Source organism: Halospeciosus flavus (assembly GCF_029814175.1).
Classification (GTDB): domain Archaea; phylum Halobacteriota; class Halobacteria; order Halobacteriales; family Halobacteriaceae; genus Halospeciosus; species Halospeciosus flavus.
Window position 1 is genome coordinate 1,246,181 of the sequence record NZ_CP122312.1, and the last position, 26,231, is coordinate 1,272,411.

Annotated in this window: 23 protein-coding genes; 7 read left to right on the forward strand and 16 right to left on the reverse strand. The window is 65.0% G+C overall.

Annotated elements, in window-relative coordinates; genetic code table 11:
- Positions 1–64 precede the first annotated feature (64 nt).
- Positions 65–268, reverse strand: a complete 204-nt coding sequence (locus tag P0Y33_RS06500; protein WP_279529726.1) for a hypothetical protein — start codon at positions 266–268, stop codon at positions 65–67.
- 211 nt (positions 269–479) lie between these two features.
- Here P0Y33_RS06500 and gyrB point away from each other — a divergent pair, with 211 nt between their 5' ends.
- Both gyrB and gyrA read left to right on the forward strand, forming a co-directional pair.
- On the forward strand, positions 480–3,698 hold the full coding sequence (gene gyrB, locus P0Y33_RS06505) for a DNA topoisomerase (ATP-hydrolyzing) subunit B (RefSeq protein ID WP_279529727.1): 3,219 nt from the start codon (positions 480–482) through the stop codon (positions 3,696–3,698).
- Positions 3,699–3,735: 37 nt separating this feature from the next.
- Positions 3,736–6,234: a DNA gyrase subunit A gene (gyrA, locus tag P0Y33_RS06510; RefSeq protein ID WP_279529728.1), complete on the forward strand. Its 2,499-nt coding sequence runs from the start codon at positions 3,736–3,738 to the stop codon at positions 6,232–6,234.
- 25 nt (positions 6,235–6,259) lie between these two features.
- On the opposite strand, the gene P0Y33_RS06515 is transcribed toward gyrA, so the two are convergent.
- The 4 genes from P0Y33_RS06515 to P0Y33_RS06530 form a co-directional block, all read right to left on the reverse strand.
- Positions 6,260–8,959 (reverse strand): PKD domain-containing protein, encoded by a 2,700-nt coding sequence (locus tag P0Y33_RS06515; RefSeq protein ID WP_279529729.1) that lies wholly within the window; start codon positions 8,957–8,959, stop codon positions 6,260–6,262.
- 240 nt (positions 8,960–9,199) lie between these two features.
- Positions 9,200–10,120, reverse strand: a complete 921-nt coding sequence (rocF, locus tag P0Y33_RS06520; protein ID WP_279529730.1) for an arginase — start codon at positions 10,118–10,120, stop codon at positions 9,200–9,202.
- A gap of 51 nt (positions 10,121–10,171) precedes the next feature.
- Positions 10,172–11,089: a carbamate kinase gene (gene arcC, locus P0Y33_RS06525; RefSeq protein ID WP_279529731.1), complete on the reverse strand. Its 918-nt coding sequence runs from the start codon at positions 11,087–11,089 to the stop codon at positions 10,172–10,174.
- Between the two features lie 39 nt (positions 11,090–11,128).
- A complete protein-coding gene (locus tag P0Y33_RS06530) occupies positions 11,129–12,043 on the reverse strand; it encodes an NAD-dependent epimerase/dehydratase family protein (RefSeq protein ID WP_279529732.1) in 915 nt (304 codons plus the stop codon).
- Between the two features lie 113 nt (positions 12,044–12,156).
- Here P0Y33_RS06530 and P0Y33_RS06535 point away from each other — a divergent pair, with 113 nt between their 5' ends.
- Together P0Y33_RS06535 and P0Y33_RS06540 are read left to right on the forward strand one after the other, a co-directional pair.
- Positions 12,157–12,696 (forward strand): Rrf2 family transcriptional regulator, encoded by a 540-nt coding sequence (locus P0Y33_RS06535; RefSeq protein WP_279529733.1) that lies wholly within the window; start codon positions 12,157–12,159, stop codon positions 12,694–12,696.
- A 78-nt stretch (positions 12,697–12,774) separates the two neighbouring features.
- Positions 12,775–13,944, forward strand: coding sequence for an NAD(P)/FAD-dependent oxidoreductase (locus P0Y33_RS06540; RefSeq protein WP_279529734.1), 1,170 nt, complete (start codon positions 12,775–12,777; stop codon positions 13,942–13,944).
- A gap of 223 nt (positions 13,945–14,167) precedes the next feature.
- Here the strand turns inward: P0Y33_RS06540 and P0Y33_RS06545 are convergent, their stop codons facing one another.
- Together P0Y33_RS06545 and P0Y33_RS06550 are read right to left on the reverse strand one after the other, a co-directional pair.
- Entirely contained in the window at positions 14,168–14,506 is a 339-nt protein-coding gene (locus tag P0Y33_RS06545; protein ID WP_279529735.1) for a hypothetical protein, read from the reverse strand.
- Positions 14,507–14,683: 177 nt separating this feature from the next.
- A complete protein-coding gene (locus P0Y33_RS06550; RefSeq protein ID WP_279529736.1) occupies positions 14,684–15,505 on the reverse strand; it encodes a nucleoside phosphorylase in 822 nt (273 codons plus the stop codon).
- 87 nt (positions 15,506–15,592) lie between these two features.
- Here P0Y33_RS06550 and P0Y33_RS06555 point away from each other — a divergent pair, with 87 nt between their 5' ends.
- Positions 15,593–16,480 (forward strand): DMT family transporter, encoded by an 888-nt coding sequence (locus P0Y33_RS06555; RefSeq protein WP_279529737.1) that lies wholly within the window; start codon positions 15,593–15,595, stop codon positions 16,478–16,480.
- Here the strand turns inward: P0Y33_RS06555 and cdd are convergent, their stop codons facing one another.
- From cdd to msrB, 7 genes are all read right to left on the reverse strand, one after another.
- Positions 16,481–16,873: a cytidine deaminase gene (gene cdd, locus P0Y33_RS06560; protein ID WP_279529738.1), complete on the reverse strand. Its 393-nt coding sequence runs from the start codon at positions 16,871–16,873 to the stop codon at positions 16,481–16,483. It lies immediately after the preceding gene.
- Between the two features lie 36 nt (positions 16,874–16,909).
- On the reverse strand, positions 16,910–17,821 hold the full coding sequence (locus tag P0Y33_RS06565; protein WP_279529739.1) for a ferredoxin--NADP reductase: 912 nt from the start codon (positions 17,819–17,821) through the stop codon (positions 16,910–16,912).
- Between the two features lie 254 nt (positions 17,822–18,075).
- Positions 18,076–19,272, reverse strand: coding sequence for a transposase (locus tag P0Y33_RS06570; protein ID WP_279529740.1), 1,197 nt, complete (start codon positions 19,270–19,272; stop codon positions 18,076–18,078).
- 1 nt (position 19,273) lies between these two features.
- Entirely contained in the window at positions 19,274–19,666 is a 393-nt protein-coding gene (gene tnpA / locus P0Y33_RS06575; protein WP_279529741.1) for an IS200/IS605 family transposase, read from the reverse strand.
- 311 nt (positions 19,667–19,977) lie between these two features.
- Positions 19,978–20,433 carry a hypothetical protein gene (locus tag P0Y33_RS19210; RefSeq protein WP_321170508.1) on the reverse strand — a complete coding sequence of 152 codons (456 nt, stop codon included), beginning with the start codon at positions 20,431–20,433 and terminating at the stop codon, positions 19,978–19,980.
- Positions 20,394–21,086: a hypothetical protein gene (locus P0Y33_RS19215; RefSeq protein ID WP_279528476.1), complete on the reverse strand. Its 693-nt coding sequence runs from the start codon at positions 21,084–21,086 to the stop codon at positions 20,394–20,396. The genes P0Y33_RS19210 and P0Y33_RS19215 overlap by 40 nt, the downstream gene beginning before the upstream one ends.
- A gap of 135 nt (positions 21,087–21,221) precedes the next feature.
- The gene (msrB, locus tag P0Y33_RS06590) at positions 21,222–21,659 is read right to left on the reverse strand and encodes a peptide-methionine (R)-S-oxide reductase MsrB (protein ID WP_279529742.1); all 438 of its coding nucleotides are present in this window, start codon (positions 21,657–21,659) and stop codon (positions 21,222–21,224) included.
- A 97-nt stretch (positions 21,660–21,756) separates the two neighbouring features.
- Here msrB and P0Y33_RS06595 point away from each other — a divergent pair, with 97 nt between their 5' ends.
- Complete coding sequence (locus tag P0Y33_RS06595; protein ID WP_279529743.1) at positions 21,757–22,167, forward strand: hypothetical protein; 411 nt, start codon at positions 21,757–21,759, stop codon at positions 22,165–22,167.
- A 6-nt stretch (positions 22,168–22,173) separates the two neighbouring features.
- Entirely contained in the window at positions 22,174–23,307 is a 1,134-nt protein-coding gene (locus tag P0Y33_RS06600; protein ID WP_279529744.1) for an FAD binding domain-containing protein, read from the forward strand.
- Here P0Y33_RS06600 and P0Y33_RS06605 read toward each other — a convergent pair whose 3' ends face one another.
- A complete protein-coding gene (locus P0Y33_RS06605; protein WP_279529745.1) occupies positions 23,308–24,231 on the reverse strand; it encodes an ADP-ribosylglycohydrolase family protein in 924 nt (307 codons plus the stop codon). It lies immediately after the preceding gene.
- A 109-nt stretch (positions 24,232–24,340) separates the two neighbouring features.
- Positions 24,341–26,185, reverse strand: a complete 1,845-nt coding sequence (locus P0Y33_RS06610) for a DEAD/DEAH box helicase (protein WP_279529746.1) — start codon at positions 26,183–26,185, stop codon at positions 24,341–24,343.
- Positions 26,186–26,231 lie beyond the last annotated feature (46 nt).

A 26,231-nucleotide genomic window follows, 5' to 3' on the forward strand; every position in this document is an offset into this window, starting at 1 on the left:
CCGGTGCCGAGGTGAAAGTGAAAAGCGCCGATACGAACCTGTAGCGTGCTTCTCCCCCGACCCGTCAGCTCCCGGACCAGTGTCGGAGTCGGCGGCCGAGTGCATGGCGACCGGAGATGACCCCGACGGCGACCAGCGTCGTGAGGACGGTCGTTCGTACCTCTGCGATGGAGAGTCCGGTCGTGCTCGGCAGGAACGCTGCCGCGCCGTAGAGTATCCCACCCGTGAGCGCGACGACTGTCAACGCCGCCGCGACGTTCCACTTCACGAGGAGTCCTTCGTCACCGAGTTACGTCAACGTTTCTCTCGGTGCAATCGTCGCCCTCGGCCAGTCACGGCCGGTGAGAGCGGCCGAGAGCCGTCCTGTGAGCGGTTAGAACGTGGGGCGACGCCCCCGCCGTCGTGTCGTTTCTGCGGCCACTCTCACGCGCGCGTGCGTGGCTTTTTTAAGTAGGCGTCCCCTATCCGAATACAGTTTCATGTCCGAGCAAGGCGAGTACAGCGCCGGGCAGATCCAGGTGCTGGAAGGCTTAGAAGCCGTCCGCAAGCGCCCGGCGATGTACATCGGTTCTACCGACGGCCGTGGGCTCCACCATCTAGTCTACGAGGTCGTCGACAACTCTATCGACGAGGCACTGGCCGGCTACTGTGACGAAATCGAGGTCACCATCCACGACGACGGCTCGGTGAGCGTCGTGGACGACGGCCGCGGTATCCCCGTCGACACCCACGAAGAGTACGAACGCCCCGCCGTCGAGGTCATCCTCACCGTCCTCCACGCCGGTGGGAAGTTCGACAGCAAGTCCTACCAGGTCTCCGGTGGCCTGCACGGCGTCGGCGTCTCCGTCGTCAACGCACTCGCCGAGTGGCTCGAAGTCACCGTCGAGCGCGACGGCGCACGCTGGCACGAGCGCTTCGAGCGCGGCGAACCCCAGGACGGCCTCGAGAAGGTCGGCGAGGTCCCCGAAGACCAGACGGGCACGACCATTCGGTTCATGCCCGACAGCGACATCTTCGAGACCACCGACTACGACTTCTCGACGCTCGAGACGCGCCTGCGCGAACTGGCGTTCCTCAACTCCGGCGTCCAAATCTCGCTCCACGACGAGCGCGAGGGCGAGAACGACCGGACGGCGTCGTTCAAGTACGACGGCGGTATCAAGGAGTTCGTCGAGTACCTCAACGAGACGCGCGACGCCCTTCACGAGGAGGTCATCTACTTCGAGGACGAGGAAGACGGCATCCAGGTCGAGATCGCCATGCAGGCAACCGACGACCTCCAGTCCTCGACGCACGCCTTCGCGAACAACATCAACACCCGCGAAGGTGGGACTCACCTCACCGGGTTCAAGACGGCGCTCACCCGCACCGTCAACGACTACGCGAAAGAGCACAACCTCCTCGCGGACCTCGACGAGAACCTCAAGGGCGAGGACATCCGCGAAGGCATGACCGCCGTCATCTCCGTCAAACACCCCGACCCGCAGTTCGAGGGGCAGACGAAGACGAAACTCGGCAACTCCGAAGTCCGAGGTATCGTCGAGTCCACGGTCCACGAGGGACTCGGCACCTACTTCGAGGAGAACCCCGACACGGCCGAGGCCATCGTCGGCAAGGCCGTCGAGGCTGCCAAGGCCCGGAAAGCCGCACAGAAGGCCGAGGAACTCACCCGCCGGAAGAACGCCCTGGAGTCGACGGCGTTGCCCGGCAAACTCGCTGACTGTCAGACCCGCGACCCCGAAGAAGCCGAACTCTTCATCGTCGAGGGTGACTCCGCCGGAGGATGCTTTACCGGTGACACCGAAATCGCTCTGGCCTCTGGTCGGTCGATCACGTTCGAAGAACTCGTCGAGGAGCACGAAAATGGCGAGACTCACTACTGCTATACGGTGAAAGACGACGGGACGATTGGCATCGAACAGATCGCACACCCGCGCGTCACGAAGGAGGATACAGACCTCGTCGAAGTCACGCTGGATAACGGCGAGTCGATTACCTGTACTCCCGACCACGAATTCATGCTGCGGGACGGGAGTTACTGTGAGGCCCAGGACTTAGACGACGGTCAGTCTCTGATGCCGTTGTACCGGAAGACGTCAGACACTGACGAGGAGAACATCACCATCGACGGGTACGAGATGGTCAAACAGCCGTTCGCGAATAATTTCTGGGAGTTCACCCATCTTCTCGCCGACAGGTACAACCTGAAACGAGGCAGGTACTCGGCCGACGAGGGAGACCACAAGCACCACGTGGACTTCGACAAGCGCAACAACCGCCCGGATAACATCCAGCGGTTATCGGCCGAAGACCACCTCGAACTGCACCGGAAACACGCCTCGAAGACGCTTCACACCGAAGAGGTGTATCAAAAACTTCGAGAACTCAAGCAGACGGATGAGTTCCGGCAGATGATGAGTGAGCGGATGCAGGAAGACGAGACTGTGGAAATCCTCCGTGAGCAGGCGAAAGAGCAGTGGGAGGATGAAGAGTACAAGCAGTATATGAAGGAGGCGTGGCTGGAGTACTACGAAAACAACCCAGACTACCGGGAACGGGTACAGCAGCGCCTCGCTGAAGAAGCCCGTGAGTACTGGAGTGACGAAGAACACCGCGAGGAACAGTCTGAGCGAGTCAGTCAGTACTTCGAGAACAATCCAGAAGCCGTTGAAGCACACCGAAAGGCGGCCGAGGAACAGTGGGACGACGAAGAACTTCGCGAGTGGCGGGCCTCGAAGACCGAAGAGCAGTGGACCGATGAGTTCAGAGAGGATCGGATGGAGGCCTATAACGAGACGTATTACGAGAATACCATCCCGTTCATGCAGACAGTCCTTGAAGAAGAGGGCAGTCTTGAGAACTACGATGAACGGCGAAAACAGGAGAGCGACCCGAACGTTCTCACGAAATCCACGACAATCGAGAAGTTCTTCGAGGACGAGAACGAGCTTGTCGAGGCTGTCGCGACACACAACCACACAGTCACCTCGGTCGAACCACTCGATGAGACCGCGGATGTCTACGATATCGAGGTTCCTGGAACCCACAATTTCGCACTCGAAGCGGGGGTATTTGTCCACAACAGCGCTAAACAGGCCCGCAACCGCGAGAACCAGGCCGTCCTCCCCATCAAGGGGAAGATCCTCAACGTCGAGAAACACCGCCTCGACCGCATCCTGGAGAACGACGAAATCCGGGCGATGATTCGCGCCATCGGGACGGGCGTCGGCGAGGAGTTCGACTACGACGAACTCCGCTACGAGAAGATCATCCTCGCAACCGACGCCGACGTCGACGGCGCGCACATCCGCACGCTCCTGTTGACGTTCTTCTACCGGCACATGCGGCCGCTGCTGGAGAACGGACACGTCTACGCGATCCAGCCGCCCCTCTACCGCATCCGCTATCGTGGGAACACCTACGACGCGATGACCGACGAGGAGCGCGACCGGATCGTCGAGGAGAAATGCGACGGCAACCCCACGCAGGTCCAGCGCTTCAAGGGCCTCGGCGAGATGAATCCCGAACAGCTGTGGGATACGTCGATCAACCCCGAGAACCGCATCCTCAAGCGCTTCACCGTCGAGGATGCAGCGGCCGCAGACCGCATGTTCTCGGTGCTGATGGGCGACGCCGTCGAACCTCGCAAGAAGTTCATTCAGGAGCACGCCCAGGACGCCGAGTGGGTGGACATCTGAACATCGAATCGCTTTCGACTATCTACACCACTAATACATGAGTTCAGAACCAGACTCCCCCGAAATCGCGGAGCGAATCAACACTGTCCGCGTCGAGGACGAGATGGAGCAGTCCTACATCGACTACGCGATGTCCGTCATCGCGGGTCGTGCGCTCCCCGACGTCCGCGACGGCCTGAAGCCCGTCCACCGCCGCATCCTCTACGCGATGCACGAGGCGGGCGTGAGCAGCGGCAGTAGCCACCGGAAGAGTTCGTCCATCGTCGGCGAGACGATGGGTGACTACCACCCACACGGCGACAGCGCCATCTACGACACCCTCGTCCGGATGGCCCAGGACTTCTCGATGCGCTATCCCCTCGTCGACGGACAGGGGAACTTCGGGAGCGTCGACGGCGACCCCGCGGCGGCCATGCGCTACACCGAGTCGCGCATGTCGCCCATCGCCGAGGAACTGCTCGCCGACATCGAGATGGACACGGTCGACTTCGAGCCGAACTACGACGACCGCCTCCAGGAGCCATCCGTGCTCCCCGCCGCGTTCCCGAACCTGCTCGTCAACGGTTCGTCGGGTATCGCCGTCGGGATGTCGACGAACGTCCCGCCGCACAACCTCCGTGAGGTCGTCGACGCGACTATCCACCTCATCGACAACCCCGACTGCTCCATCCCCGACCTGATGGAGTACGTGAAGGGGCCGGACTTCCCGACCGCCGGCAACATCGTCGGCCGCTCGGACATCCGCGAGGCGTACACGACGGGCCGCGGTCGGCTCACCGTCCGCGCCGAGTACGAGATCGAGGAGTACGAGCGCGGGCAGCGCATCGTCATCACGGAACTGCCCTTCCAGCAGAACAAGTCGAAGCTCGTCGAGAACATCGCCGACGACGTCAACGAGGACAAACTCGAAGGGATCCGCAACCTCCGCGACGAGTCCGACCGCGACGGCATCCGCGTCGTCGTCGAGTTGAAGCGTGGCGCGAACGCCGACGTCGTCGAGAACAAACTCCTCGACAGCCACCTCGAGCGGACCTTCGGTGTCATCAACCTCGCGCTGGTCGACGGCCAGCCCAAGGTCCTGACACTGAAGGAACTGCTCAAACACTACGTCGACCACCGGAAGGAGGTCGTCCGCCGCCGCTCGCAGTACGAACTCGAAGAGAAGCGCGAGCGCGCACACATCCTCGAAGGCCGACTGAAGGCCCTCGACAACGCCGAGGACGTCGTCGAGACCATTCGCAACGCCGAGGACCGCGACGCCGCGCGGGCCGCCCTCCGCGAGACCTTCGAGTTCTCCGAGGAACAGGCCGCCCACATCGTCCGGATGCAACTCGGGAGCCTCACCTCCATGGAGGCCACCGAGATAAAAGAGGAGTACGAGGACGTCACCGCGCGCATCGAGCGCCTCGAGACCATCCTCGAAGAGGAGTCGGAACTCCTCGACGTCATCAAAGACGAACTCCGCGACATCAAAGAAGAGTATGGCGACGAGCGCCGCACCTCCATCGTGGAGGACATGGGGACAGTCAGCCACGAGGACCTCATCCCCGAGGAAGACGTCGCCGTCGTCCTCTCCGAGCAGGACTACATCAAGCGTGTCCCCATCGACACCTTCTCGCCGCAACACCGCGGCGGCAAGGGCGTCATCGGGACCAACCTGAAGGAGGGCGACCGCGTCTCGACGGTGTTCACCGCGAGCACCCACGACTACCTCCTCTGTTTCACCAACCAGGGACAGGTCTACCGCCTGAAGGTGTACGAGGTGCCCGAGATGTCCCGCACTGCTCGCGGGACCTCCGCCGTGAACATCCTTGACCTCGACGAGGGCGAGGACATCACGGCCGTCGTCACGGCCGACGACCTCGACTTCGAGGCGAATGACGAGTATCTCACGATGGCCACACAGGACGGCTACGTGAAGCGCACCGAGGTCGGCGAGTTCGAGAACATCCGCTCGACCGGCATCCGTGCGACCCGCCTCGAACACGGCGACGCACTCGTCGACGTCGAGGTCACCGACGGCGACCAGGACGTCGTCCTCAGCACCGTGCAGGGGATGGCCATCCGCTTCGACGAAGACGACGTCCGGCCGATGGGCCGCAGCGCCCGCGGTGTCCGCGGCGTCAAACTCGAAGGCGGCGACCAGGTGGCCGGTATCGCGGCCGCCGCCGAGACCGACGACCGTGACCTCTTCACGGTCACCGAGTTCGGCTACGGCAAGCGGACGCCCCTGAGCGAGTACCGCCCGCAGTCCCGCAACGGGAAGGGACTGAAGGACATCAAGACCGGCCAGCGTAACGGCCGCGTCAGCACCGTCCACACTGTCGAGTCCGACGACCACTTCGTCGCGATGAGTGAGGGCGGCCAGATCATGCGCGCCCCCGTCGACGAAGTGTCCGAAGTCGGCCGCAACACGAAGGGCGTGAAAGTGATGGAACTCGACGAGAACGACCGACTCGCCGCCGTCGACACCTTCAGCGAGATCGAGACGGCTGACGAAGACGAGAGCGAAGGCGAAAGCGAGACCGCCGAGTAAGCAGATTCCGCGCAGTCTCTTCTTTTCAGCGGCGTAGCAGGTACCACGCACAGAACGCCACGAGCGCGATACCGACGAGTGCGACCACGAGACGGATGACCTTCATCGTCAGTCCGCCGAGGGCGCGGACCTCTATCGTGCCCGCGTTCGTCCCTTCGACCGCGACACGATAGGTTCCGCTTTCCTCGACGCGATGGGTGAACGTGATCGTCCGCGACTCGCCTGCGGGGACGGTCACGTTCTTCGTCGCGACCGAGTCATTCGCGACCGAGAGCGTCGCGTGGAACGTCCCACTGGCGCTTCCGCTATTGTGGACCGTCGCGGTGACGTTGAACGGCGTCCCTGTCCGAACCTGCTGGTCGGGATCCTCGATCGTCGCGCTCGTCACGGTGAAGTTCGGCTGTGGCGCCCCGACCGCGTAGTAGGAGAGGCCGGCCGCACTCGCACCGAGGACGTAGCGGTCCTCCGTCTCGTTGACGAGTCGAGTGTCGAGTTTCTGCCACGCGCCGTCGTGGTGGCGGTAGAGGGCCACCTCGGAGATGTCGGCGACGACCTGCGATTTCGAGACGCTCACACGGAAAGTCGCCGCGGAGACGTTCTCCTCGGCGATGGTGTGAGAGAGGTCGTAGTAGACGAGTGCCTGCGTCGAGTGGTTCGCGGCGAGCGGCGCGACCCCGTCGGGGACGGACGCGGAGGTCTGTGCCGTCAGCGTGAACGAACCGCTCCGGGTCGGCGTGAGTCCGATCTCGCTGATGTAGGCGCCGGTGGCGTCGGTCGTCTCGGTGGCGGGGAGGTCGATAGCGACGACGCGACCCGCGGCGACGTCGGTGACGTCGGCGACGACGACACCGGGGTCTGGCCGCGTGAGTGTGACGTTGGCGTCGCTCGCCGGGACACCGTGGCCGTCGTCGGACTGGACCACAGTGATACGCCGGGTCGCCGCGTCGACGTTGCCCGCGGCGTCGGTCACGCGAAGCGAGACGGTGTAGTTCCCCGGTGTGGAGTAGGTGTGCGTCGCCGTCGCGCCCGTCGTGACCGCGCCGTCACCGAAGGACCAGTGGTAGCGGACGAGTCGGGTGTTGTCGGTCGACGCCTCGGCGTCGAAGCCGACGACCGACCCGACGGTGACGGTACGGTTCGGACCGACGGCGGCCGATGGCTTCTGACGGTCGAGCGTCAGCCGGTCGGAGGCGTCCGTGTCGGTGTTCCCGTAGCGGTTGCTCGCTCGTACCTCGACGCGGTACGTACCGGAGTTTCCAGCGTCCCGACCGACCGTCGCGGTGGCGGCGTAGACGTTGTCTCCGGTCGGTTCGAGAGTCACGCGCCCCGCACCGAAGCGCGAGAGGTCGGCCGTCACGGAGACGTTCTGCGACCCGGTGACGACGGCGGTGACGCGGATTTCGTCGCCGACGCCGACGACGTCGTCCCCGTCGGCGGCCGCGAGCGTCGCGTCGGAGACGGTCGGAGCGGGCGTCTCGACGGTCGTGGAGGCAGTCTGCCCGTCTGCGCCGTCGTTTCCGCCCGCGTCGGCTGCCGTGCGGAGCGTCGCGGTGTAGGACCCGTCCGCGTCGACCGTCAGCGAAGCCGTGTAGGTGTACGGGCCGGTCCCTTCGACGGAGAAGTCACTCTCGGTGAGCGTGCGGGAAGCGGGACCGTCGACCGTCACCTCGACGTTCGCGAGCTGTTCGCTACTCTCGAAGGAGACACTGAGCTGTCGACCTTCGGGGTTCTGCAGCGAGAAGTTCGAGATGGCCGGTGCCGGGGGCTCCGCGCCGGCTGCAGCGCCGACCGCACCGCTCGCGGCGATGGAACTGCCGTCCGCGGAGAGGACGCCGGTCGATCCGCCGAGCGTCGCGTACGCGAGGTTGCCGTCTTTGTTCACGTGGACGGCTTCGAGGCGGGCGTCGCCGACCACGTCACCCGCGCCGACCGGTCCCTTCGCCGCGGCCCCGTAGTTCGGGGTGAGAACCGTCTTCTCCCCGCTCGCACCGACGAGCGCGAGGTTGTTACTGCCGTCGACGACCGGGACGCGGGGCGTGCCGTCACCGTCGAAATCGGCCGGGGCACCGACGCCGAGACCGTTGTTCGACCCGATGGAGGAGTAGCCGGTCGTGTGGACCGCGCCGTCGTAGAACTTGATGCCCGAGGAACTCCCGACGAAGACGAGGTCGCGGTCACCGTCGGCGTCGAAGTCGGTCACACCGAGTGCGGCCTTCGCACCGGTGTCGACGACCGTGTGCGCGGAACCGCCGACTTCGACGCGGTTGACGGTGCTCCCGTCGCCCCCGACGTAGAGGACGGCAGGCGTGCCGTCGCCGTCCCAGTCACCGACGCCGAGTTTCGTCTTCGACGCCTTCGCCGTTCCCTGAACGAGCGTCCGGGTCGACCCGTCGAGGCCGACGATAGCGACGTCGCCACCGCTCGTCACGTAGGGGACGTCGAGTCGACCGTCGCCGTCGAGGTCGGCCATCGGACCGACGACGGTCGCCGAGACGCCGAACGAGGTCGTCGAACCGTCCTCGCCGAGGACGTGGACGGTCCCGTCGGGCGAGGCGTAGACCGCGGCGGGGTCGAGACGGCCGTCCGCGGCGGTGGTGGCAGTGGCGGCGCCAGCACCGACGGAAATCCCACCCGCCAGGGACGCGGTGAGGAGCGTCACGAGGAGGAACAACGTGCGAGCAGTACGAGCTGGAGCGTCGATGGCAGTTCTCTCTGACGGAGCCATGGCTTCTACCAAGTTATTTCACGATACACTTGTTGTGAACTTAACCTCGGCGGCCACGAAAGTTTGCTGTCAGGCGGTCGAGCGGACACGGGACGGTCGACCGCACAACCGTGGCACGTCCCGTGGCGGGCGTCAGGTCACGGGACGGAGTGGTCCCGTCTTCGGAGAAGAAGGTTCGCTTCTACTGCGTGGCCCGGACAGTTGAACAGTTGTACAATCGTTCAACTGTTCGCGGGTCGGCTACAGCACGCGCTTGCCCAGCGCACTCGCGGCGAGTTCGACGGCGAGTTCGGCGGTCTTGTTGCGCTCGTCGAGGACCGGGTTCACCTCGACGAACTCCAGCGAGCGGAGGACGTCCTCGGCGTCGTCGCGTTCGGCGACCGCTTCGAGGGCGGTGTGGGCCTCGCGGTAGGTCGCGCCGCCGCGGACCGGCGTCCCGACGCCCGGTGCCTCGTTCGGTTCGAGCCAGTCCATGTCGAAGCTCACGTGAATCTGGTCGACGCCGGCGGTGGCGATGTCGAGGGCCTCCTCGACGACTTCGCTGGTGCCGCGCTCGTCGATGTCGGACATGGTGAACGCGGTCATGTCGCTGTCGCGGATGTCCTCTTTCTCACGTTCGTCGAGCGAGCGCAGGCCCACGAGGACGACGTTCGACTCGCTGACGCGGTTGCCCGAGGCCCACGGTTCGTCGCCGAACGCGCCGTAGCCGAGAGCCGCCGCGAGCGGCATCCCGTGGACGTTGCCACTCGGCGACGTCTCGGGTGTGTTGAAGTCGCCGTGGGCGTCGAACCAGATGGCGCCGACATCCTCGTCGCGGCCCGATCCGTTGAGCGACCCAATGGCGATGGAGTGGTCCCCGCCGAGGACGAGCGGGAACGAGCCCGACGTGATGGTTTCGGCGATTTCGTCGGCGAGCGCCGTACAGACTTCGCGGGTCTCCTTGAGGAACTTCGCGGACCCCGCAGTCGGCTGGACCTCCTCCGGGTCGCGCTCCTCGGCACGAGGGACGGTGAGGTCGCCGGCGTCCGTACAGGTGAGGCCCGTCCGTTCGAGTTCGTCGGCGAGTCCGGCGTAGCGAATCGCCGACGGACCCATGTCGACGCCACGGCGGTTCGCGCCGTAGTCGGACGGTGCACCGATGATGCGGACCTCTCGATTCATATCTCGGCGTTCGCTCGCCCAACTGAAAGCGGTTCTGACTCCCGCGGCGACTCACCCACGGTGGACGTGCGTGCCGGTCTCGCCGTCGAGTGCCCTCTCGACGTTCTCGGGTGTCGTGATAATTGCGTGCGCTCCAGTCCCTTCGACGAACTCGATACAGGTCTCGATCTTCGGGCGCATGCTCCCCTCGCCGAACTCGCCAGCGTCGAGGAGGTCGCGGAGTTCGTCGGGGGTCGCTTCCTCGATTGGCTCCTCGTCGGGTTCGCCGAAGTTCCGGTAGGCGTAGTCGACGTCGGTGAGAAAGAGGAGGTCGTCGGCGTCGGTCCGCTCGGCGACGAGTCGGGAGGTGTAGTCCTTGTCGACGACGGCCTCGACGCCCCGTAGCTCCCCGTTCTCCTCGACGACCGGGACGCCGCCGCCACCGCCACAGACGACGGTCGTGTCCTCGTGGACGAGTGCCGCGATGTGGTCGGCTTCGAGGATCTCGATCGGTTTCGGCGAGGGGACGACGCGGCGGTACGCGGTCTCCCCACTCTCGGTCTCGACTTCGGTCGTCGCGAACGGTTTCGTGGCGGCCTCCTCGGCCGTGTAGCGGGGACCGACCGGCTTCGACGGTTCGTCCATTCGCGGGTCGTCGGGGTCGACGCGTGTCTGGGTGACCACGGTGACTGCGTTGGCCGTCACGTCGGTCGCGTCGTCGAGTGCCTGCTGGAGTTGGTAGCCAATCTGTGCCTGGGTCTCAGCACCGAGCACGTCGAGCGAAAAGTCGGGGGTATCGGTGTGCTCCTGTTCGAGCAGGCGATTGCCGACCTGCGGTCCGTTGCCATGGGTGCAGACGAGCGAGCGACCGCGCTCGCGGAGGGCCGCGAGTCTGTCCGCAGTCTCGCGGACGCGTCGCCACTGGTCGTCGGCAGTCTCGCCGTCCGGTGGGAGCAAGGCGTTTCCGCCGAGCGCGACGACGGTGCGCATACTTCCTGGTGCGCCCGGCCGGGAGAAAGGGATTGTGGGCTACTCGTAGGCCTGGCAGACGCGGTGGATGCCTTCGGTCGCGAAGTCGACCTCGGGTTCCCACCCGGTCGCCTCCTTGAACTTCGAGGGGTCGGCGAGGGTGTGGTAGACGTAGTTCTCGAGGGGGACCGGCTCGTACTCGGGTTCGACGTCGGTGCCGAGTTCCTCGTTGATGAGTTCGACCATCTCGTTGAAGGAGTAGCTCTCTCCAGTGCCGAGGTTGTAGACGCCGTCGAGTTCGTGGTCGGCGGCGAGTTCGAGACCACGGACGATGTCGTCGACGTGGGTGAAGTCGCGGGTCTGGGTGCCGTCGCCCCAGAGGACTGGCGACTCGCCCTCGGCGATCTGTTCAGCGAACTGCGAGACGGTGTTGGCGTACTGGCCTTTGTGCTCCTCGGCGCCGGCGTACCCCTGGTAGACCGAGAAGAAACGCATGCCGGCCAGTGTCAGATCGTGGAAGTCGCTGAAGTACTCTGCGTAGCGCTCGCGGCCGAGCATCGAGGCGTCGTAGCCGGTCGAGGCTTCGATCGCCATGTCCTCGGACGCCGGTTCTTTGGTGCTCCCGTAGATGGAAGAGGTCGAGGCGTAGACGAAGTTCTCACAGCCGTCGTCGCGGGCCTGCTCGACGACGTTGACGAACCCCTCGATGTTGACGCGGGCACCCTCGCGGGGGTTCTCCTCGAGCATCTGCCGGGAGGAGAGCGCGGCGAGGTGGAAGACGACGTCGACGTCGGTGGGCAGGTCGTCTTCGAGGACGCTCGCTTCCACGTACTCGACGTCTTCGTCGAGGTTTTCGGGCGTGCCGAGGTACTCGTTGTCGAGCGCGACGACGTCGTTGTCTTCGGCGAGGGCGTTCGAGAGGTTCGAACCGATGAACCCCGCGCCGCCGGTGACGAGAACTCGCTTTCCGTTCATACTCACGGTCCGGTGTTGGAAGGCATTAAACGCCCGCTTCTTCCGGCCGTCGGTGCCGGGACTCTTCCACCCCATTCGGGGGTTTTAAGCGGCGCGCGCCCGAACCTTTCAGCATGTCATCTATCGAGCTCACACCGAGCCAGAAGACCATTCTCACGGCGCTGGTAAATCTCTACACCCAGCGCGAAGAGGCTGTCAAGGGGGAGGACATCGCCGACGAAGTCAACCGTAACCCCGGCACCATCCGCAACCAGATGCAGAGTCTGAAAGCCCTCCAGCTCGTCGAGGGTGTCCCCGGCCCGAAGGGCGGGTACAAGCCGACCTCGAACGCGTACAAGGCCCTCGACGTCCAGCAACTCGAGAGTGCCGCAGAGGTCCCGATCGAACACGAGGGCGAACCCGACGAGGAGGCAAACGTTCAGGAGATCGACCTCTCGAGCGTCCACCACCCGGACCTCTGTCGCGCCGAGATTCACCTCCGTGGCTCCGTCCGTGACTACCACGAGGGCGACTCGGTGAAAGTCGGCCCGACGCCGCTCTCGAAACTCGTCATCGAGGGAACCGTCGACGGCAAGGACGACACCGCCAACATCCTCATCCTGAAAATCGACTCGATGCGCGCGCCCGCCGAAGGCGAAGAGCCCGCACACTGAGCACACACTCTAGGTAGCGTCCTCTCTTTCGCGACGGATTCCAAAGCCTTTGTATCGCATGCCGTCCCAGTCAGCGGTATGTCAACCAAAGTCGTCGTCCTCGGGGCCGGCTACGCCGGCGCCGGCGCGATTCCGCGTCTTGAAGAGGAACTCGGCTCCGACGCGGAGCTGACGTGGGTCTCGGACACCGACTACCACTTCGTTCTCCACGAGTCTCACCGCATCATCCGCGACGAGTCGGTGAAGAACAAGATCTCCATCCCCGTCCACGACATCAAGTCCCCGAGCACCGAGTTCGTCCAGGGCGAGGTCGTCGACGTCGATACCGACGAACGTGAAGTCGTCCTCGACGGCGACCGCACCGTCGACTACGACTACGTCCTCGTCGCACTCGGCTCCGACACCGCCTTCTACGGCATCGACGGGATGGCCGAGAACGCACTCACGCTCAAGAACCGCGACGACGCCGTCCAGATCCACAACGAGGTCCAGCAGGCCGCACAGGAGGCCACTCGCGAGGACCCCGCACAGGTCGTCATCGGCGGCGCCGGCCTCTCGGGCATCCAGTCCGCGGGCGAGGTCGCCGAGTTCCGCGACAAGCACAACGCCCCCATCGAGGTCTACCTCGTCGAGGCCCTCGAAACCATCTTCCCGCCGGGCGACGCCGAGATTCAGGGCACGCTTCGCCACCACCTCGAGAAGGCCGACGTGAACATCCTCACGAACGACCCCATCGTCGAGGCCACCGAAGAGGAGATTAAGTTCGACGAGCGCGATCCGCTCGGTTACGACGTCTTCCTCTGGGCCGGCGGCGTCACCGGCCCCGACGCCCTCGAAGACGTCGAGGTCGAGAACCAGCACAACCGCCTCGAAGTCGGTCAGGACTTCCAGACCGAGGACGAGCGTGTCTTCTGTATCGGTGACTCCGCCGTCATCGACCAGCCCGGCGAGCATCCCGCGCCGCCCACCGCGCAGGCCGCCTGGCAGGCCGCCGACGTCGTCGGCGAAAACATCGCCAACGCCATCCAGGGCCGCCCGCTCAAGCGCTGGACCTACGAGGACCACGGTACCCTCATCTCCGTCGGCGAGACGGCCATCGCCCACGAAGTCGAGATCGCGGGCATGGACCTCCCGGTCCGCACCTTCAACTCCGCGCCCGCGAAGGTGCTGAAGAAGGGTGCCGCCGCCCGCTGGATCGCCAAGATCACCGACTGGCAGCGCGCCTTCGACGCCTGGGACGTGCTCTAGTACCTTTTGCTGCGCTCACTCGGGGGCTGATACGCCCTCGCTCGCTGGCAAAAGCCTACGACAAAACCGACGGACTCCTTTCGTTCGCTTCGCTCACTCCAGTCCGTGCGTCGTCGCGAACGCTTCGCGTTCGCGTGAACCGCTTCACTCGGGTTCTCCGAACCGCTCGCTCGTGGATGCTCGTCCCGTGGTTCGCTAAGGCGATACAGCGAACGGAAGAGGGCTACCGGACGTGCACCTCGACGTGGTACCACGCTCCCTCGTAGCGAACGTACTGCACGTCGCTCCCGCTGTCCCACGCCTCCGCGGTGACCGTCTCCTCTCGCTCCAGTGCCCGACGGAACTCCCGCTGTTTCGCCGTCGAGAGGTTCTCGAAGCGCGCTTTCGACGCGACGGAGGCGTTCGAGACGACCGATTCGTCGTGGACCGGATTCACCGTGAGGACCGGCGGTCCGCTCGTCGGCGACGTTGTGGTCGTCTCGGTTGGTCCAAGAGACCCAGCGCACCCGGCGAGCGCGACGACAGCGACAACCGCGACGGCCCGGAGTGTAGTCGACGACACGTCGTGAACCACTCCACGACCCGACAAGTGTCTTGTGTAGGCTCAAGTACGAAGACGGCACCACTCCTCCGCGTGACCTGAGAACGGTCGCGAGGTGCCCGTTTCGGTGTGTGCGTCGCCCCACCTCACGACGCGGTCGGCGACGCCGAACGCCCCTCTATCCCTATCATCCGTCCCTCACTCGATGGAGAGGCCGGCGTGCCACTGGTCGACGCCCGCCTCGGCCTTCGCCTCGTCCATCTTCGCGAGGAGTTTCACCGCGAGCGACGCCGTCTCGCTGGCGCGGTGCTCGCCCTCGGTGCGGAACTCCCCGGTGACGCGGTTCGCGTACACCGAGCAGACGGCACCCGCGCGCAGGCCGTAGATGCTCGCGATGGTGAGGATGGCGCTGGCCTCCATCTCGATGTTCTTCACGTTCGTGTTCTGGAGTTCCTCGACGAGTTCCTCGCTTCCGGCGGCGCGGAAGCCCTCGAAGCCGGGTCGACCCTGCCCGGTGTAGAAGGAGTCCGAACTCATCGTGACGCCCGTGTGGTAGTCGTAGCCGAGGCGCTCGGCGGCGGCCACGAGCGCGCTCACGACTTCGTGATTCGCGCTCGCGGGGTAGTCCTCGCGAACGTACTCGTCGGTCGTCCCCTCCTGGCGGACAGCGCCCGTCGTGATGACGAGGTCGCCGACATCCATCTCGGGTTGGATGGCGCCACAGGAGCCGACGCGGATGAACGTGTCCACGTCCAGGCGTGCGAGTTCCTCGACGGCGATGGCCGCGGAGGGACTGCCGATGCCCGTCGACGTGACCGAGATAGGCGCGCCGTCGTACGTGCCCGTGAACGTCCGGTACTCACGGTGGCCGCCACGGTCCTCGTAGTCGTCCCAGAACTGGGTAATCTTCTCGACGCGGTCAGGGTCCCCCGGCAGGAGGACGGTGTCGGCGACGTCGGACGGCCCGACGCCGACGTGGTACTGTTCCTCCTCGTTCGGGTCCTCGGAATCGCCCGGCATGACCCGAGACTCCGGGGTGGGGCTACCTAAGTCTCCCCCTCTCTGGCGGTCGAAGGTCACAAGAGTGGACCACCCGACAGCATCGACGTGTTCCGTCGTCGGGACCTCGTCCCTTTCGCGTACATCGCCCTCGTCTGGGGCGGCTCGTACCCAGCCATCGAGTTCGGTCTCACCGTACTCGACCCGCTGTACTTCGCGGCGACGCGACTCTTCGTTGCAGCCGTCGCCACCCTACCGGTCGCCGCGTGGCTCGTCGACGGACGGGCCTGGCTCCCCCAATCGCGCGCCGACTGGGCACACGTCGCCGTCGGAGGCGTCTTCCTCACGGGACTCGCCAACGGCTTCCTCTTCGTGGGCCAGCAGTTCGCGACCGGCGGTGTCGGAGCGGTCGTTATCAGCCTCAACCCCGTGCTAGCGGCTGGACTGGCGAGCGTCTGGCTCCCCGAGGAACGACTCTCGGCCGTCGAGGCGGCCGGCGTCCTCCTCGGGCTTGTGGGCGTCGTCGTGGTCGCTGACCCCTCCCTCGCGGCGTTTCGCGGCGGTGGCCAGTACTTCCTCCTCCTCGCAGCGGCCAGTTTCGCCGTCGGGAGCGTCCTCACGGAGCGACTCGACGCCGACCTCCCCTCGATCGCGGGCACCGGATGGGCGCTCTTGCTCGGGGCCACCGTCCTCGTCGTGGCAACCGTCGCGCTCGGCCGACCCGCCCCCGTCGCGCGGACACTCACGGATCCGACACTCCTCGGCATCGTCCTCTACCTCGGAATCGTCGCGACGGCAGGGGCCTACGTCGCATACTTCGCACTCCTCGCGGCGGTCGGCCCCGTTCGGACGAATCTCGTCTCCTACGTCGTGCCGGTCGTCGCGGCGCTCCTCGGAGCCCACCTCCTCGGCGAACCGGTAACACCCGCGATGGTCGGCGGGTTCGCCCTCGTTGCGGGCGGCTTCGCCCTTCTCAACCGGCAGACACTGTGGTGACTACTCCAGCATCTCGGGCGTGATGGTGTTCGGGATCAGGTCGCCGAGTCGATACTCCGCGAGGCCCTCCTGCTCGTCACAGAGGACGCGGAAGTCGTCGTCGCAGAACTCCGCGAGCGTCTGGCGACACATCCCACACGGGGTGACGCCGTCGCGGCGCTCGGAGGTGACTGCGATCTTCACGAAGTCGCGGTGGCCGTCCCGGAGCGCCGAGCCGATGGCGACCTCCTCGGCGTGGAGGCTGTTGCTAAAGTTCGCGTTCTCCAAGTTGCAACCGGTGTACACCTCGCCGTCGACCGTCTCGATAGCCGCACCGACTGGGTACTCAGAGTAGGGGACGTAGGCCTCTTCGAGTGCCTCACGAGCGGCGGCGACGAGTTCCTCGTCGTTCATACTTCCAAGTTCGACGGCGACAGCAAATAGCTGGTGTCACCCGAATCCCTCGCCCTCGACACGGTCGTCGGGGACGCCCATCGCGGTGGCGTAGTCGACGAGCGAGGAGACCATCGCGCTCACGCCGCACGCGTAGACGTCGAGTCGACCGGGGTCGAGGCGCGCGTCGACGTCCTGTGTGGGTCCTGCCTCGACGTAGGGGAGTAGATCCTCGGGAAGCGTGTCGAGCGCGACGGCGTCTCGGTCGAGGTACTTCGCCAGGGTGTACTGGACGTAGTCGGTCTCCCCCTTCCAGTCGGTGAGGTACGGTTCGCGGCTGAGCGTCGGGACGAAGTGGAAGTTCTCGTGGGTGGCGTCGAGATCGCGAAAGTGCTCGCGGAAGGCGAGGTCGTCCTCCCAAGCACAGCCGAGGAAGACCCAGATGTCGCGTTCGTACCCCTCGACCGTGTCGAGACCGCGCTCGAAGACGTGGTCGACCATACTCTTGAACGGAGCGACGCCCGTTCCCGTCGCGAGGAAGGCGAGGTCCCGCGGGACCGGTTCGTGGAGGACCATGTCGCCGTACGGGCCACGGACGGTCACCTCGTCACCCTCGGAGAGCGTCGTGAACAACTCGGAGGTGAGTGTCCCGCCCGGAATCCGACGGATACAGAGAGTGATGCTGTCGTGACCCGGTGGCCCGGCCAGCGAGTACGCCCGCGGCGTCCCCTCGTAGCTGATGGCGACGTACTGGCCGGGCAGGAAGTCGAGTGGGTCGTCGAGTTCGAGGTCGATCCGGACGAGCGCCGGGTACGGTCGGTCGATCCGCTCTTTCAACGAACGGAGGGCGCCGGCCGCCTCGCCGGCGATTGCTCCCTCGTTGGCTGCGGCGAGTACGCGGTCCCACTCGATCTCGAGGTCGCCGTCGGGTCGCTGGTCGAAACACTCCTCGTGTCCACTCCGAGTCAAGTAGCGAGCGGCTGCGGCACGGACCTCGTCGTTCCAGTTGTGGTCGAGCGCCTCGACGTTCGAGACGACAGCAGATTCCGTGACGAGTGGATGGTCCTCCGGGGACTCGACCGGTTCACCGTCGAGGCGACGGCGTGTCGACGTGACATCCTCCGCGCCGTGAACGGCGCGCCTTCCCTACATGGGAATACCGGCTACCTACCGGCAGAGGGTTCCGACCCGACCTCGCCGAGCGTCATCTGCCGTGGTTGGCTCTACTCGGTGGGGGTCGCGGCGCTGTCACAGGCGCTCCCATCCCGTAGGATGTCATCGCCCGCCGGTTTCAGCGGCAGGCTCTCACCCCACGGGTCGTGGCGGTCAGCGATGTTGACCGCCGCGTTGATGTCTGCGTGATACTCCGACACCCAACACTCCTCGTTCTGACACCGAAACTCATCGCCGTTTCGATACCCGATGTGGCCGCACTCGTGGCACGTCTGCGATGTGTAGGACGGTTCGACGTATTCGACCGGGATGCCAAACTCTCGCGCTTTGTCCTCGATTCGCTCCTGCAAGCGAGCGAACGCCCATGCGTGGAGGCGTCGGTTCATCCACTCCCCGTAATCGAGGTCTTCGCGGATGTACGAGAGTTCTTCCAGCACGACCACTGGCTTCTCGAACTCGCGGGCGTACTCGACGGCCCGCCGAGACGCCTTCTCGATGATGTCTGTGAGTGCGTTCTGGTAGTGATCGAACCGTTCGTCAATCCGCCACTGGGCGGCGTCACGCTCTTGGAGTCGCTTGAGTGTCGTGTACATCTCTTTGCGGAGGTGGCGAGCGCGGCCACCGTTGATGAGCAGTGGGTCGGTCGGAGTGCCCTGCTCGCAGGCACAGCCCGCGAGCAGGTGTGCTTCACCAATGTCGAAGCCGACTGGTGTTACATCGTCGTCTGTCGGTTCGTAGTCCGGTTCTTCGACCGGGAACTCGACGGTGACATGAATCGTCCACGACGTGCGGTGGCGTTGCAGGCGGAGTTGACCTGCCGACGCCTCACCGTCCACGAGGTCGTGCCACAGCTCTTCTTGAGCGGGGTTGATACGGAGTGGTATCCAGGAGTTCGTCCCGCGACCGGACTGTGGCACCCACCACGTGAACTCGTAGTCCCGTTCCGGTGAGTGGTCAAACTCGGCGGCTTGGTTGGTGACCCGAACCGGGTGGTCGTCGTCCAACTCCTGTGCATCGTAGGTGCCGTGCAGTTGTGGAACGTAGTTACACAGGGCCGCCTTCGCCTGATACGGCAGGTCGTAGGGCGTCACCACGTCGCTGGTGGCGGTCATCGTCTCGCACCCGGCCTCGAACGCCTCATGGAGTCCTGCCCGGTAGGTGTCGAGCAGGTCACACAGTTTGCGCTCTTTGTGAGCTGTCGGCGGGGCGAGCGTAGCCTCCAACGTTTTCGTGGTTGTCGCGGTCATGCTACTGCTTTTCCACGTAGTCCATCAGCACGTTGATGCTCACTTGACCGGTCGTGGCGAGGAAGTATCCCGGTTGCCAGAACGCATCTTCGAGCGTCTGTTTCACCTCCGGGTACTCCTGCCGAATCCGACGGGATGTGACGCCCTTGAGCGAGTTGATGAACTTCGTGAGGTCGGTGGTGGGTTTGGTCGTGAACAGGATGTGAACGTGGTCGGTGCCGCCGTCTACGTTCTTGATGTCGGCCTCGAAGTCGTCTGCAATCTCGTGAGCGACTTCAGCCACGCGCTCCAGCCGCTCATCGGTGAGGATGTCGGCGCGGTACTTTGTGACGGTCACAAAGTGGTATTGGAGCGCGTAGACCGTGTGCGACCCGGATTGCAGGTGACACTCCATTTGGCCTCACAAAATACAAGACACCCAATCTCAATAACTGTTGTGCCGTTGGGTATTCGGTCGGAGAGAACCGCGTGGACTGTCGCAGCGGGCTTACGCGATTCACGCCCGCCGTGAACAGTAGTTGCCGAATCAGATTCTCATCGAAGCAATCACGCCAGTGTTTACTTCAGAATCGCAGCGAGTGGGACTTTTCTCCACGCAGTAAGGCTCGGAGCAAGCGAGGGAACGCCGCTTCGACGGCGTTCCCGAGCGATACCTCTCCAGAGAACCCTCACTAACCGGTTTCCCGGTCAAACTGAACAGCTCGCTTAGCCGTGGTCTGTCAAGATGAGTCGTTGAAAGATCGGCGTCGAGATTGGTGGTTTCTCTGGTTGGTGCTTACCACTGACAAGGATGTTTGCGAGGATCCACAAATTGTACAGCGAAACGGCGAACAGAAAGTAGAACAACCGCACCGAGAACGTCGGCGACGACGTTCTCGGAAGGAAGTCACCGATCTGCCGATATGATGTTTCTATCCCCCAGCGGCGGCGGAACGCCGCCGCGTACGCTTTGGCTGTTGTAGCATCGACGTCCAAACTCGTCACGAACCAGACGTGCTCGTCGTCGTTCGAACGGTGCGGAACCGCGAAAACCGTGACATCTACCGACGCTGTGGGTTTGCGGTTTCGCTGCATCGTGTATGCATCGACGACCGTCTCAGCACCGGCGCTGAGACGGTCTTTCATTCCACTACTCGGGCGTGCACGGACGATGTAATCAATACCAGCTCCTCTAACTCTGCGACGACGTGGACTTGGTAGAAGCCACGATCAAGGTAGACGTGTCGAATCGAGACGTACTCTCGTGCAGTTTCGATCAAGGAGCGAACGGCTTCGCGCTTGGCGCGAAAGCCGTTCGCGTCCATCGGCAGTACAGCGAGAGTGAACCGAGTGCGTGGCGCAACGATACAGAGCGTTGCAAAGCAAAACGCTCTGTTCGTTCCCAAGTCAGGATACGTCGTTATCACGTGGTCGGTGTCAGCTGAACCGTAGAACCGCCATTCGTGGAGGTCGATGGCAACGTCGACATGAGCGGGAAGTCGCCGTTGTGATCGAAGGACTTCGAATAGGCGGTCTCGGACGCCATCGAACTGTGCGTTGATGGCGTCCATCGAGAGATTTCGCAAGTGGTAGAGCACCGATTTAGCGAGTGAGTTCCGAGCAGTGGACGTGATGTCTACCTGCTCGTTACGATCCAACTGAAGTGTCTTCCCGCCCGTATTGGCGAATTCCTGGTCGAAGGCGATACGAGAGAGGATTTCGAGAAAATCCTCTCTCGTGTACTTGCCGCATGGTTTCACATCAAACTCCAGTTCCGGGAACAAGAGTGTCGAAGCAGCACGAGAGACTTGTTTTGCCTCAGTTGTCTCGACCATACCGAAGAATGGAACTGAATCAAGATGAGTCTCAGCTAGGTTCGGCAACTACTGTGAACGGCGGGGTTCTCTCGCTGAATCAAGATAGCTCGGCGTTCAGCGCGGAGCCTCCTTACATTTCGGGCTCGCGACGGCTTACTCCTCGGGGTCGAAGTCGAGCGCGACGGAGTTGATGCAGTAGCGCTTCCCGGTGGGGTCGGGGCCGTCCTCGAAGACGTGGCCGAGGTGGCCGCCACACTCCGCACAGACGACCTCGACGCGGTTCATCCCGTGACTGTCGTCGCGGCGGAGTTCGACGGCGTCCTCTTCGGTGACGTCGAAGAAGGACGGCCATCCCGAGGTGGCGTCGTCGAACTTCGTCTCCGAGTCGAACAACACGTTCCCACAGCCCGCACACCGGTAGACGCCGTCGTCGTGCTTGTCGACGAACTCGCCGGTGAACTTCGGTTCGGTCCCCTGCTCCCGGAGGACGCGGTACTCCTCGTCGGTGAGGACTTCGTGCCACTCCGACTCGTCTTCGGGGAGGTCCTCGCGGTCGCGGTCGCGCTCGCTGTTGTGGTCGGCGTCGCTCATGCACACTGATTGGCGTCGCGGGGAGAAGGGCGTTGTGCCGTCTCCCGCATCGGCCGAGTCCGGTGGGGCTTTCCCGGTCGGTCTCTCACTCGCGGGTATGGCACTCGACTCGCTCCCCGCACGGCCCCTGACGACGGCCGAGGGGTTCGCGCTCCACCAGAGCGACCGCTTTCGGATGGTCACGCCCGCCAGCGTCTCCACCGAGAACGGGTCGGACGACAAACTCGTCTCCGCGCTCGTCCTCGTCCGAGATGGCCGCGTCTTCGGCGTGGGCTACTCCGTCGAGGACGGTGGGTGGGAGCGCGTCTACCACGAGACATTCGAGGACCCCGAGGTTGCGATGGATCTCGCCGAAGAGGCCAACGAGGCACTCCAAGAGTGGATTGGCCACCGTGAGACCGAGTGGCAGGACGTCCCCGAAGCCGAGGGCGTCCGCGCTGAGGCCGGCGAAAGCGAGTACGCTGCACGCCTCTTCGAGCAGTACCGCAAGGCGGCCGACGACGAGTAACGACGGATGACGGCCGACGACACCGCCACCGACACGCTCGACGTGGTCGTATCGGGCGGATCGATGGCCGGACTCTTCACCGGCGTCGCACTCCGCGCCCGCGGCCACGACGTCGACGTCTACGAACGCTCGACCGGCGAACGGCGCGAGCGCGGTGCGGGCATCGTCGCCCAGCAACCGGTCCTCGACTTCCTCGACCGCCACGACCTCGCCAACCCCGCCGACGTGACGACCCAGACGGAACGCCGGGAGTTCCTCGCGCCCGATGGCTCGGTCGCTCGCGGGGGCCACGGCCCGATGCGGTTCACGTCGTGGGACGCCGTCTACCGACGGCTTCGGGCCGGATTCCCCGACAATCACTACCACCCCGGCCACGAGACGGTCGATATCACGCCTGAGGATCCAGCGGTCTCCTTCGCGGACGGCCGTCGGGTCGAGGGGGACCTCATCGTCGCGGCGGAGGGGCTCCGCTCGACGGTTCGCGAGCGACTCCTCCCGGACGCCGAGCCCGAGTACGCGGGCTACGTCGCGTGGCGCGGGACAGTCCCCGAAACAGCCGTCCCCGAACAGGTCCGCGAGCAGTTCACCTCGGTATTCACCTTCCACGAGGCGGAGAACCATCTGATTCTGGGCTACCCGATTCCCGGCCCCGACGGGAGCGTCGAACCCGGTGAACGACGTCTCAACTGGGTCTGGTACGACAACCTCTCCGGCTCTCTCGACCGGGAGACGGTGCTCACCGACGCGGCCGGCCGGCGTCGCGAGGGAGCAGTCCCGCCGGGTGAGCTCTGGGAGGCGGTGTGGAACGAGAAGTGCGAGCGTCTCGCGGGCTTTCCCGACGTGTTCGAGACGCTCGTCCGCGAAACCGACGACCCCTTCGTCCAGTCCATCTTCGATTTGACCGTCTCGTCGATGGTCGAGGATCGAGTCTGTCTCGTCGGCGACGCCGCGTTCGTCGCCCGCCCACACACCGCCGCCGGTACGTCGAAGGCCGCGGGCGACGGCGTCACTCTTGCCGAAGCCATCGAGTCGCACGCGGACCTCGATGCTGCACTCGCTGACTGGGAGAGCGAGCGTCTCGCCTACGGACAGCGCATCGTCGAGCGCGGCGTGCAGATGGGTGACAGCTACATGAAGTAGTCAAAAGGCGGCGAGGCGGTCGGCCAGCCCCCGTATCTCTTCTGCCTCGTCGATTTCGCTCACCCACCGCTCGGGCAGCGCGGACGCGCCGAACCGCGCACCGGCGACGGCACCCGTAACGGCGCCGATCGTGTCCGCGTCGCCACCCATGTTCACCGCCTCGACGATTGCATCCTCGGCCGTATCCGCACCGAGTCCGTAGTGGAGTCCCGCCTGGAGGGTGTGGACGACGTAGCCGCTGTTCACGAGGTCGGTGGCGTCGTAGGCGTCTGCGACGGGTTCGAGAGCGTTCAGGAGCTCCGTCGGCGCCGCGCCGTCGACGCGTCCGAGCGCACCTTCAAGCGGATCCGACTCGTCACGCAGGAGTGCCGCGAGGACGAGGTTCAACACCGCACAGCCCCACGTACAGCGCGGGTCGGCGTGCGTGATTGCCGACGACTCTCGACTGACGGTCACCAGCCGCTCGGGGTCCTCTCGATAGCGAATTGCGTGGGGCGAACACCGCATGATGCTGCCGTTGCCCGCGTTCTGCCCCTCGGGCTTTCGCTCCCAGACCGCCCGGCCCGCCTCGTCCCACGGCGTGCCGTCGCGGATCGACGCGATCGCCTCCCGGGTCATCAATCCGATGTCGAAGGGCCCCGACTCGTACCACTCGACGAACCGTCGTGCGACGTCCGCGCCGTCGAACTCGCCGAGTTGGGCGAGACTCCGCGCGACGCAGAGCGCCATCTCCGTGTCGTCGGTGATGGTCCCTGCGGGCTTGCCGTGGGTCCCGTCGCCGAGCATCTCGGTCACCCGTCCGTGGGTCCGTTCGATCCGCTCGGGTGTCGCGAACTCCACCGGTCGGCCGAGCGCGTCACCGCACGCGAGGCCCAGGAGACACCCCCGTGCACGGTCTGTCAGCTGGTCGTCGGGACGTCCCATGGTACATCGTATCACGAATGTCGACAAAAGACTAGTTGTGGCGTGTTGACAAGAGTATTGATCGTTCGGAGCAAATTTCGCTACTCGCGTGTCGCTCGCTCCGAATCGCCTAGTCGTCGGAGTCGGCCCGGAACGCCGCCGCCTGCGCCGGACCGTCGCGGACCCGCACGCCCTTCCCGGCGAGATGGCGAAGCCGACGCTGGGCGTGGTCTTCTTCCTCCGTGCCCTGGGTCGCGAGGACGTACATGAGCGCCCGTCCCTCGGGACGCATCGTTCGACCGGCGCGCTGGGCGCCCTGCCGTCGCGACCCGCCGAGACCGGAGGCGACGACCGCGAGTTCGGTGTCGGGCAGGTCGATCCCCTCGTCGGCGATGCGCGAGACGATGAGAGTGTCGCGCTCGTCCGCGCGAAACTGGGCGAACAGGCGCTCGCGACGCGGGTGGGGCGTCTGCCCGCTGACGAACGGGACGTTCAGTTCGTCGGCGAGACGTTCGCCCTGGTCGAGGTAGTCGACGAAGACGAGCGTCTTCGCGCGGGAGTGTGCGCGGAGGAGTTGGCGGACCTCCTCGACTTTCGCGGGGTTCGTCGCCGCGAGTTGGCGGCGCTCGTGGCCGTCGGCACTCGCCCACTCGTAGCGGTGGTCGTCGTCCTGCCACGGGACGTAGCGAATCTCGACTTCGGGTTCCTGTACGTAGCCGGCGTCGAAGAGCGCGTCCCAGTCCGTGCCGATGGGCGGGCCGATGAGCGTGTAGATGTCCTCCTCGCGGTCGTCTTCCCTGACCGGCGTCGCGGAGAGCGCAAGGCGGTGTACGGCCTGCAGGTCGGCCGTCCGACGCGAGATGTCCGCGGGCAGGTGGTGAACTTCGTCGTACACGACGAGTCCCCACTTGCGGTCGTCGAAGAGGTGGCGGTGGCGATCCATCCCCGCGGTTCGGTAGGTGGCGATGGTGACGGGGCGGATACGCTTCTCGCCGCCGTGATACTCGCCGACGTGCTCGGGATCGAGGTTCGTGTGCGCGAGGAGTTCGTCGCGCCACTGGGCGGCGAGGTCGCGTGAGGGGACGAGAATCAGCGTCTCGCCGCCGACGCGCTCCATCGCCCCCATCGCGGCGACGGTCTTCCCGCTCCCGGGCGGGCCGACGAGGACACCGGCCTCGCGCTCCACGAACCAGTCGACCCACTCCTGCTGGTAGGGCCGGAGGTCGAGGTCCAACTCGACGTCGAGGGGGTCGCCGGTGTCGAGGCTCCGTTCGTCGCTGACGGGGTAGCCCGCCTCGTAGAGGATTCGTTTGACCTCGGCGACCTTCTCCTCGTTCACCCACGAGACGTCGTCCTCGATGGGCGCGCGGAGGTGCGTATCGTCGAGTTTCTGCCGGGCGACGTTGCCCATCACGTCGTCGCTCGCGGCTTCGAGGACCGTGTAGCCGTCCTCGTGCGTCCGGAGAGTGAACTGGTGGGCGCGTTGCCACTGGCTCTCGACGAACTCCTCGATGGTGGCCGCGCGCTCGTTCGTCACCTCACGGAGTGCGGTCAGGAGGTCGTCGAGGTGGTCGTAGGGGGCGTTCCAGACGTCTTCCTTCCGGATACGGTAGCGGTAGGCCTCGTCGCCGGTGGTGTCGGTCAGGTGGGCGAACTGCGAGAGGCGCGCCCGTGTGTACTGCGTGGGCTTGTCGACGACGATCTCGCGGTTCTCGTCGAACACGACGACGCGTTCTCGCTCCTGGGTATCCGACCAGTCGGTCGGGTACCAGACGACCGGGTCGTTCGAGACGTCGAGGCGTTCGACACCCTCTCCAGCGAGTGCGTCGAGTGCGTCCTCGGCCTCGGCCTGCGTACAGTCGAGGACGCGAGCGACGTGACTCGCCGTGACGACCGGCCGCTCGACGCGGTCGAGCACGTCGTAGAACTCGCCGATCTCGATACCGTCCGGAACCGCGTCTGCGTCCTCGGTCACTGTACGTGGATACGGTGCGGGACCACTAACGGCTTTCGTGCCGGCA

Coding starts and splice junctions, on each gene's coding strand:
- P0Y33_RS06515 (WP_279529729.1), bottom strand. CDS start 8,959: ATGGCTCCGTCAGAGAGAACTGCCATCGACGCTCCAGCTCGTACTGCT.
- P0Y33_RS06595 (WP_279529743.1), top strand. CDS start 21,757: ATGGCACTCGACTCGCTCCCCGCACGGCCCCTGACGACGGCCGAGGGG.
- P0Y33_RS06600 (WP_279529744.1), top strand. CDS start 22,174: ATGACGGCCGACGACACCGCCACCGACACGCTCGACGTGGTCGTATCG.
- P0Y33_RS06530 (WP_279529732.1), bottom strand. CDS start 12,043: ATGAACGGAAAGCGAGTTCTCGTCACCGGCGGCGCGGGGTTCATCGGT.
- P0Y33_RS06605 (WP_279529745.1), bottom strand. CDS start 24,231: ATGGGACGTCCCGACGACCAGCTGACAGACCGTGCACGGGGGTGTCTC.
- tnpA (WP_279529741.1), bottom strand. CDS start 19,666: ATGGAGTGTCACCTGCAATCCGGGTCGCACACGGTCTACGCGCTCCAA.
- gyrA (WP_279529728.1), top strand. CDS start 3,736: ATGAGTTCAGAACCAGACTCCCCCGAAATCGCGGAGCGAATCAACACT.
- gyrB (WP_279529727.1), top strand. CDS start 480: ATGTCCGAGCAAGGCGAGTACAGCGCCGGGCAGATCCAGGTGCTGGAA.
- P0Y33_RS06550 (WP_279529736.1), bottom strand. CDS start 15,505: ATGCCGGGCGATTCCGAGGACCCGAACGAGGAGGAACAGTACCACGTC.
- arcC (WP_279529731.1), bottom strand. CDS start 11,089: ATGCGCACCGTCGTCGCGCTCGGCGGAAACGCCTTGCTCCCACCGGAC.
- P0Y33_RS06535 (WP_279529733.1), top strand. CDS start 12,157: ATGTCATCTATCGAGCTCACACCGAGCCAGAAGACCATTCTCACGGCG.
- P0Y33_RS06540 (WP_279529734.1), top strand. CDS start 12,775: ATGTCAACCAAAGTCGTCGTCCTCGGGGCCGGCTACGCCGGCGCCGGC.
- rocF (WP_279529730.1), bottom strand. CDS start 10,120: ATGAATCGAGAGGTCCGCATCATCGGTGCACCGTCCGACTACGGCGCG.
- msrB (WP_279529742.1), bottom strand. CDS start 21,659: ATGAGCGACGCCGACCACAACAGCGAGCGCGACCGCGACCGCGAGGAC.
- cdd (WP_279529738.1), bottom strand. CDS start 16,873: ATGAACGACGAGGAACTCGTCGCCGCCGCTCGTGAGGCACTCGAAGAG.
- P0Y33_RS06570 (WP_279529740.1), bottom strand. CDS start 19,272: ATGACCGCGACAACCACGAAAACGTTGGAGGCTACGCTCGCCCCGCCG.
- P0Y33_RS19215 (WP_279528476.1), bottom strand. CDS start 21,086: ATGGTCGAGACAACTGAGGCAAAACAAGTCTCTCGTGCTGCTTCGACA.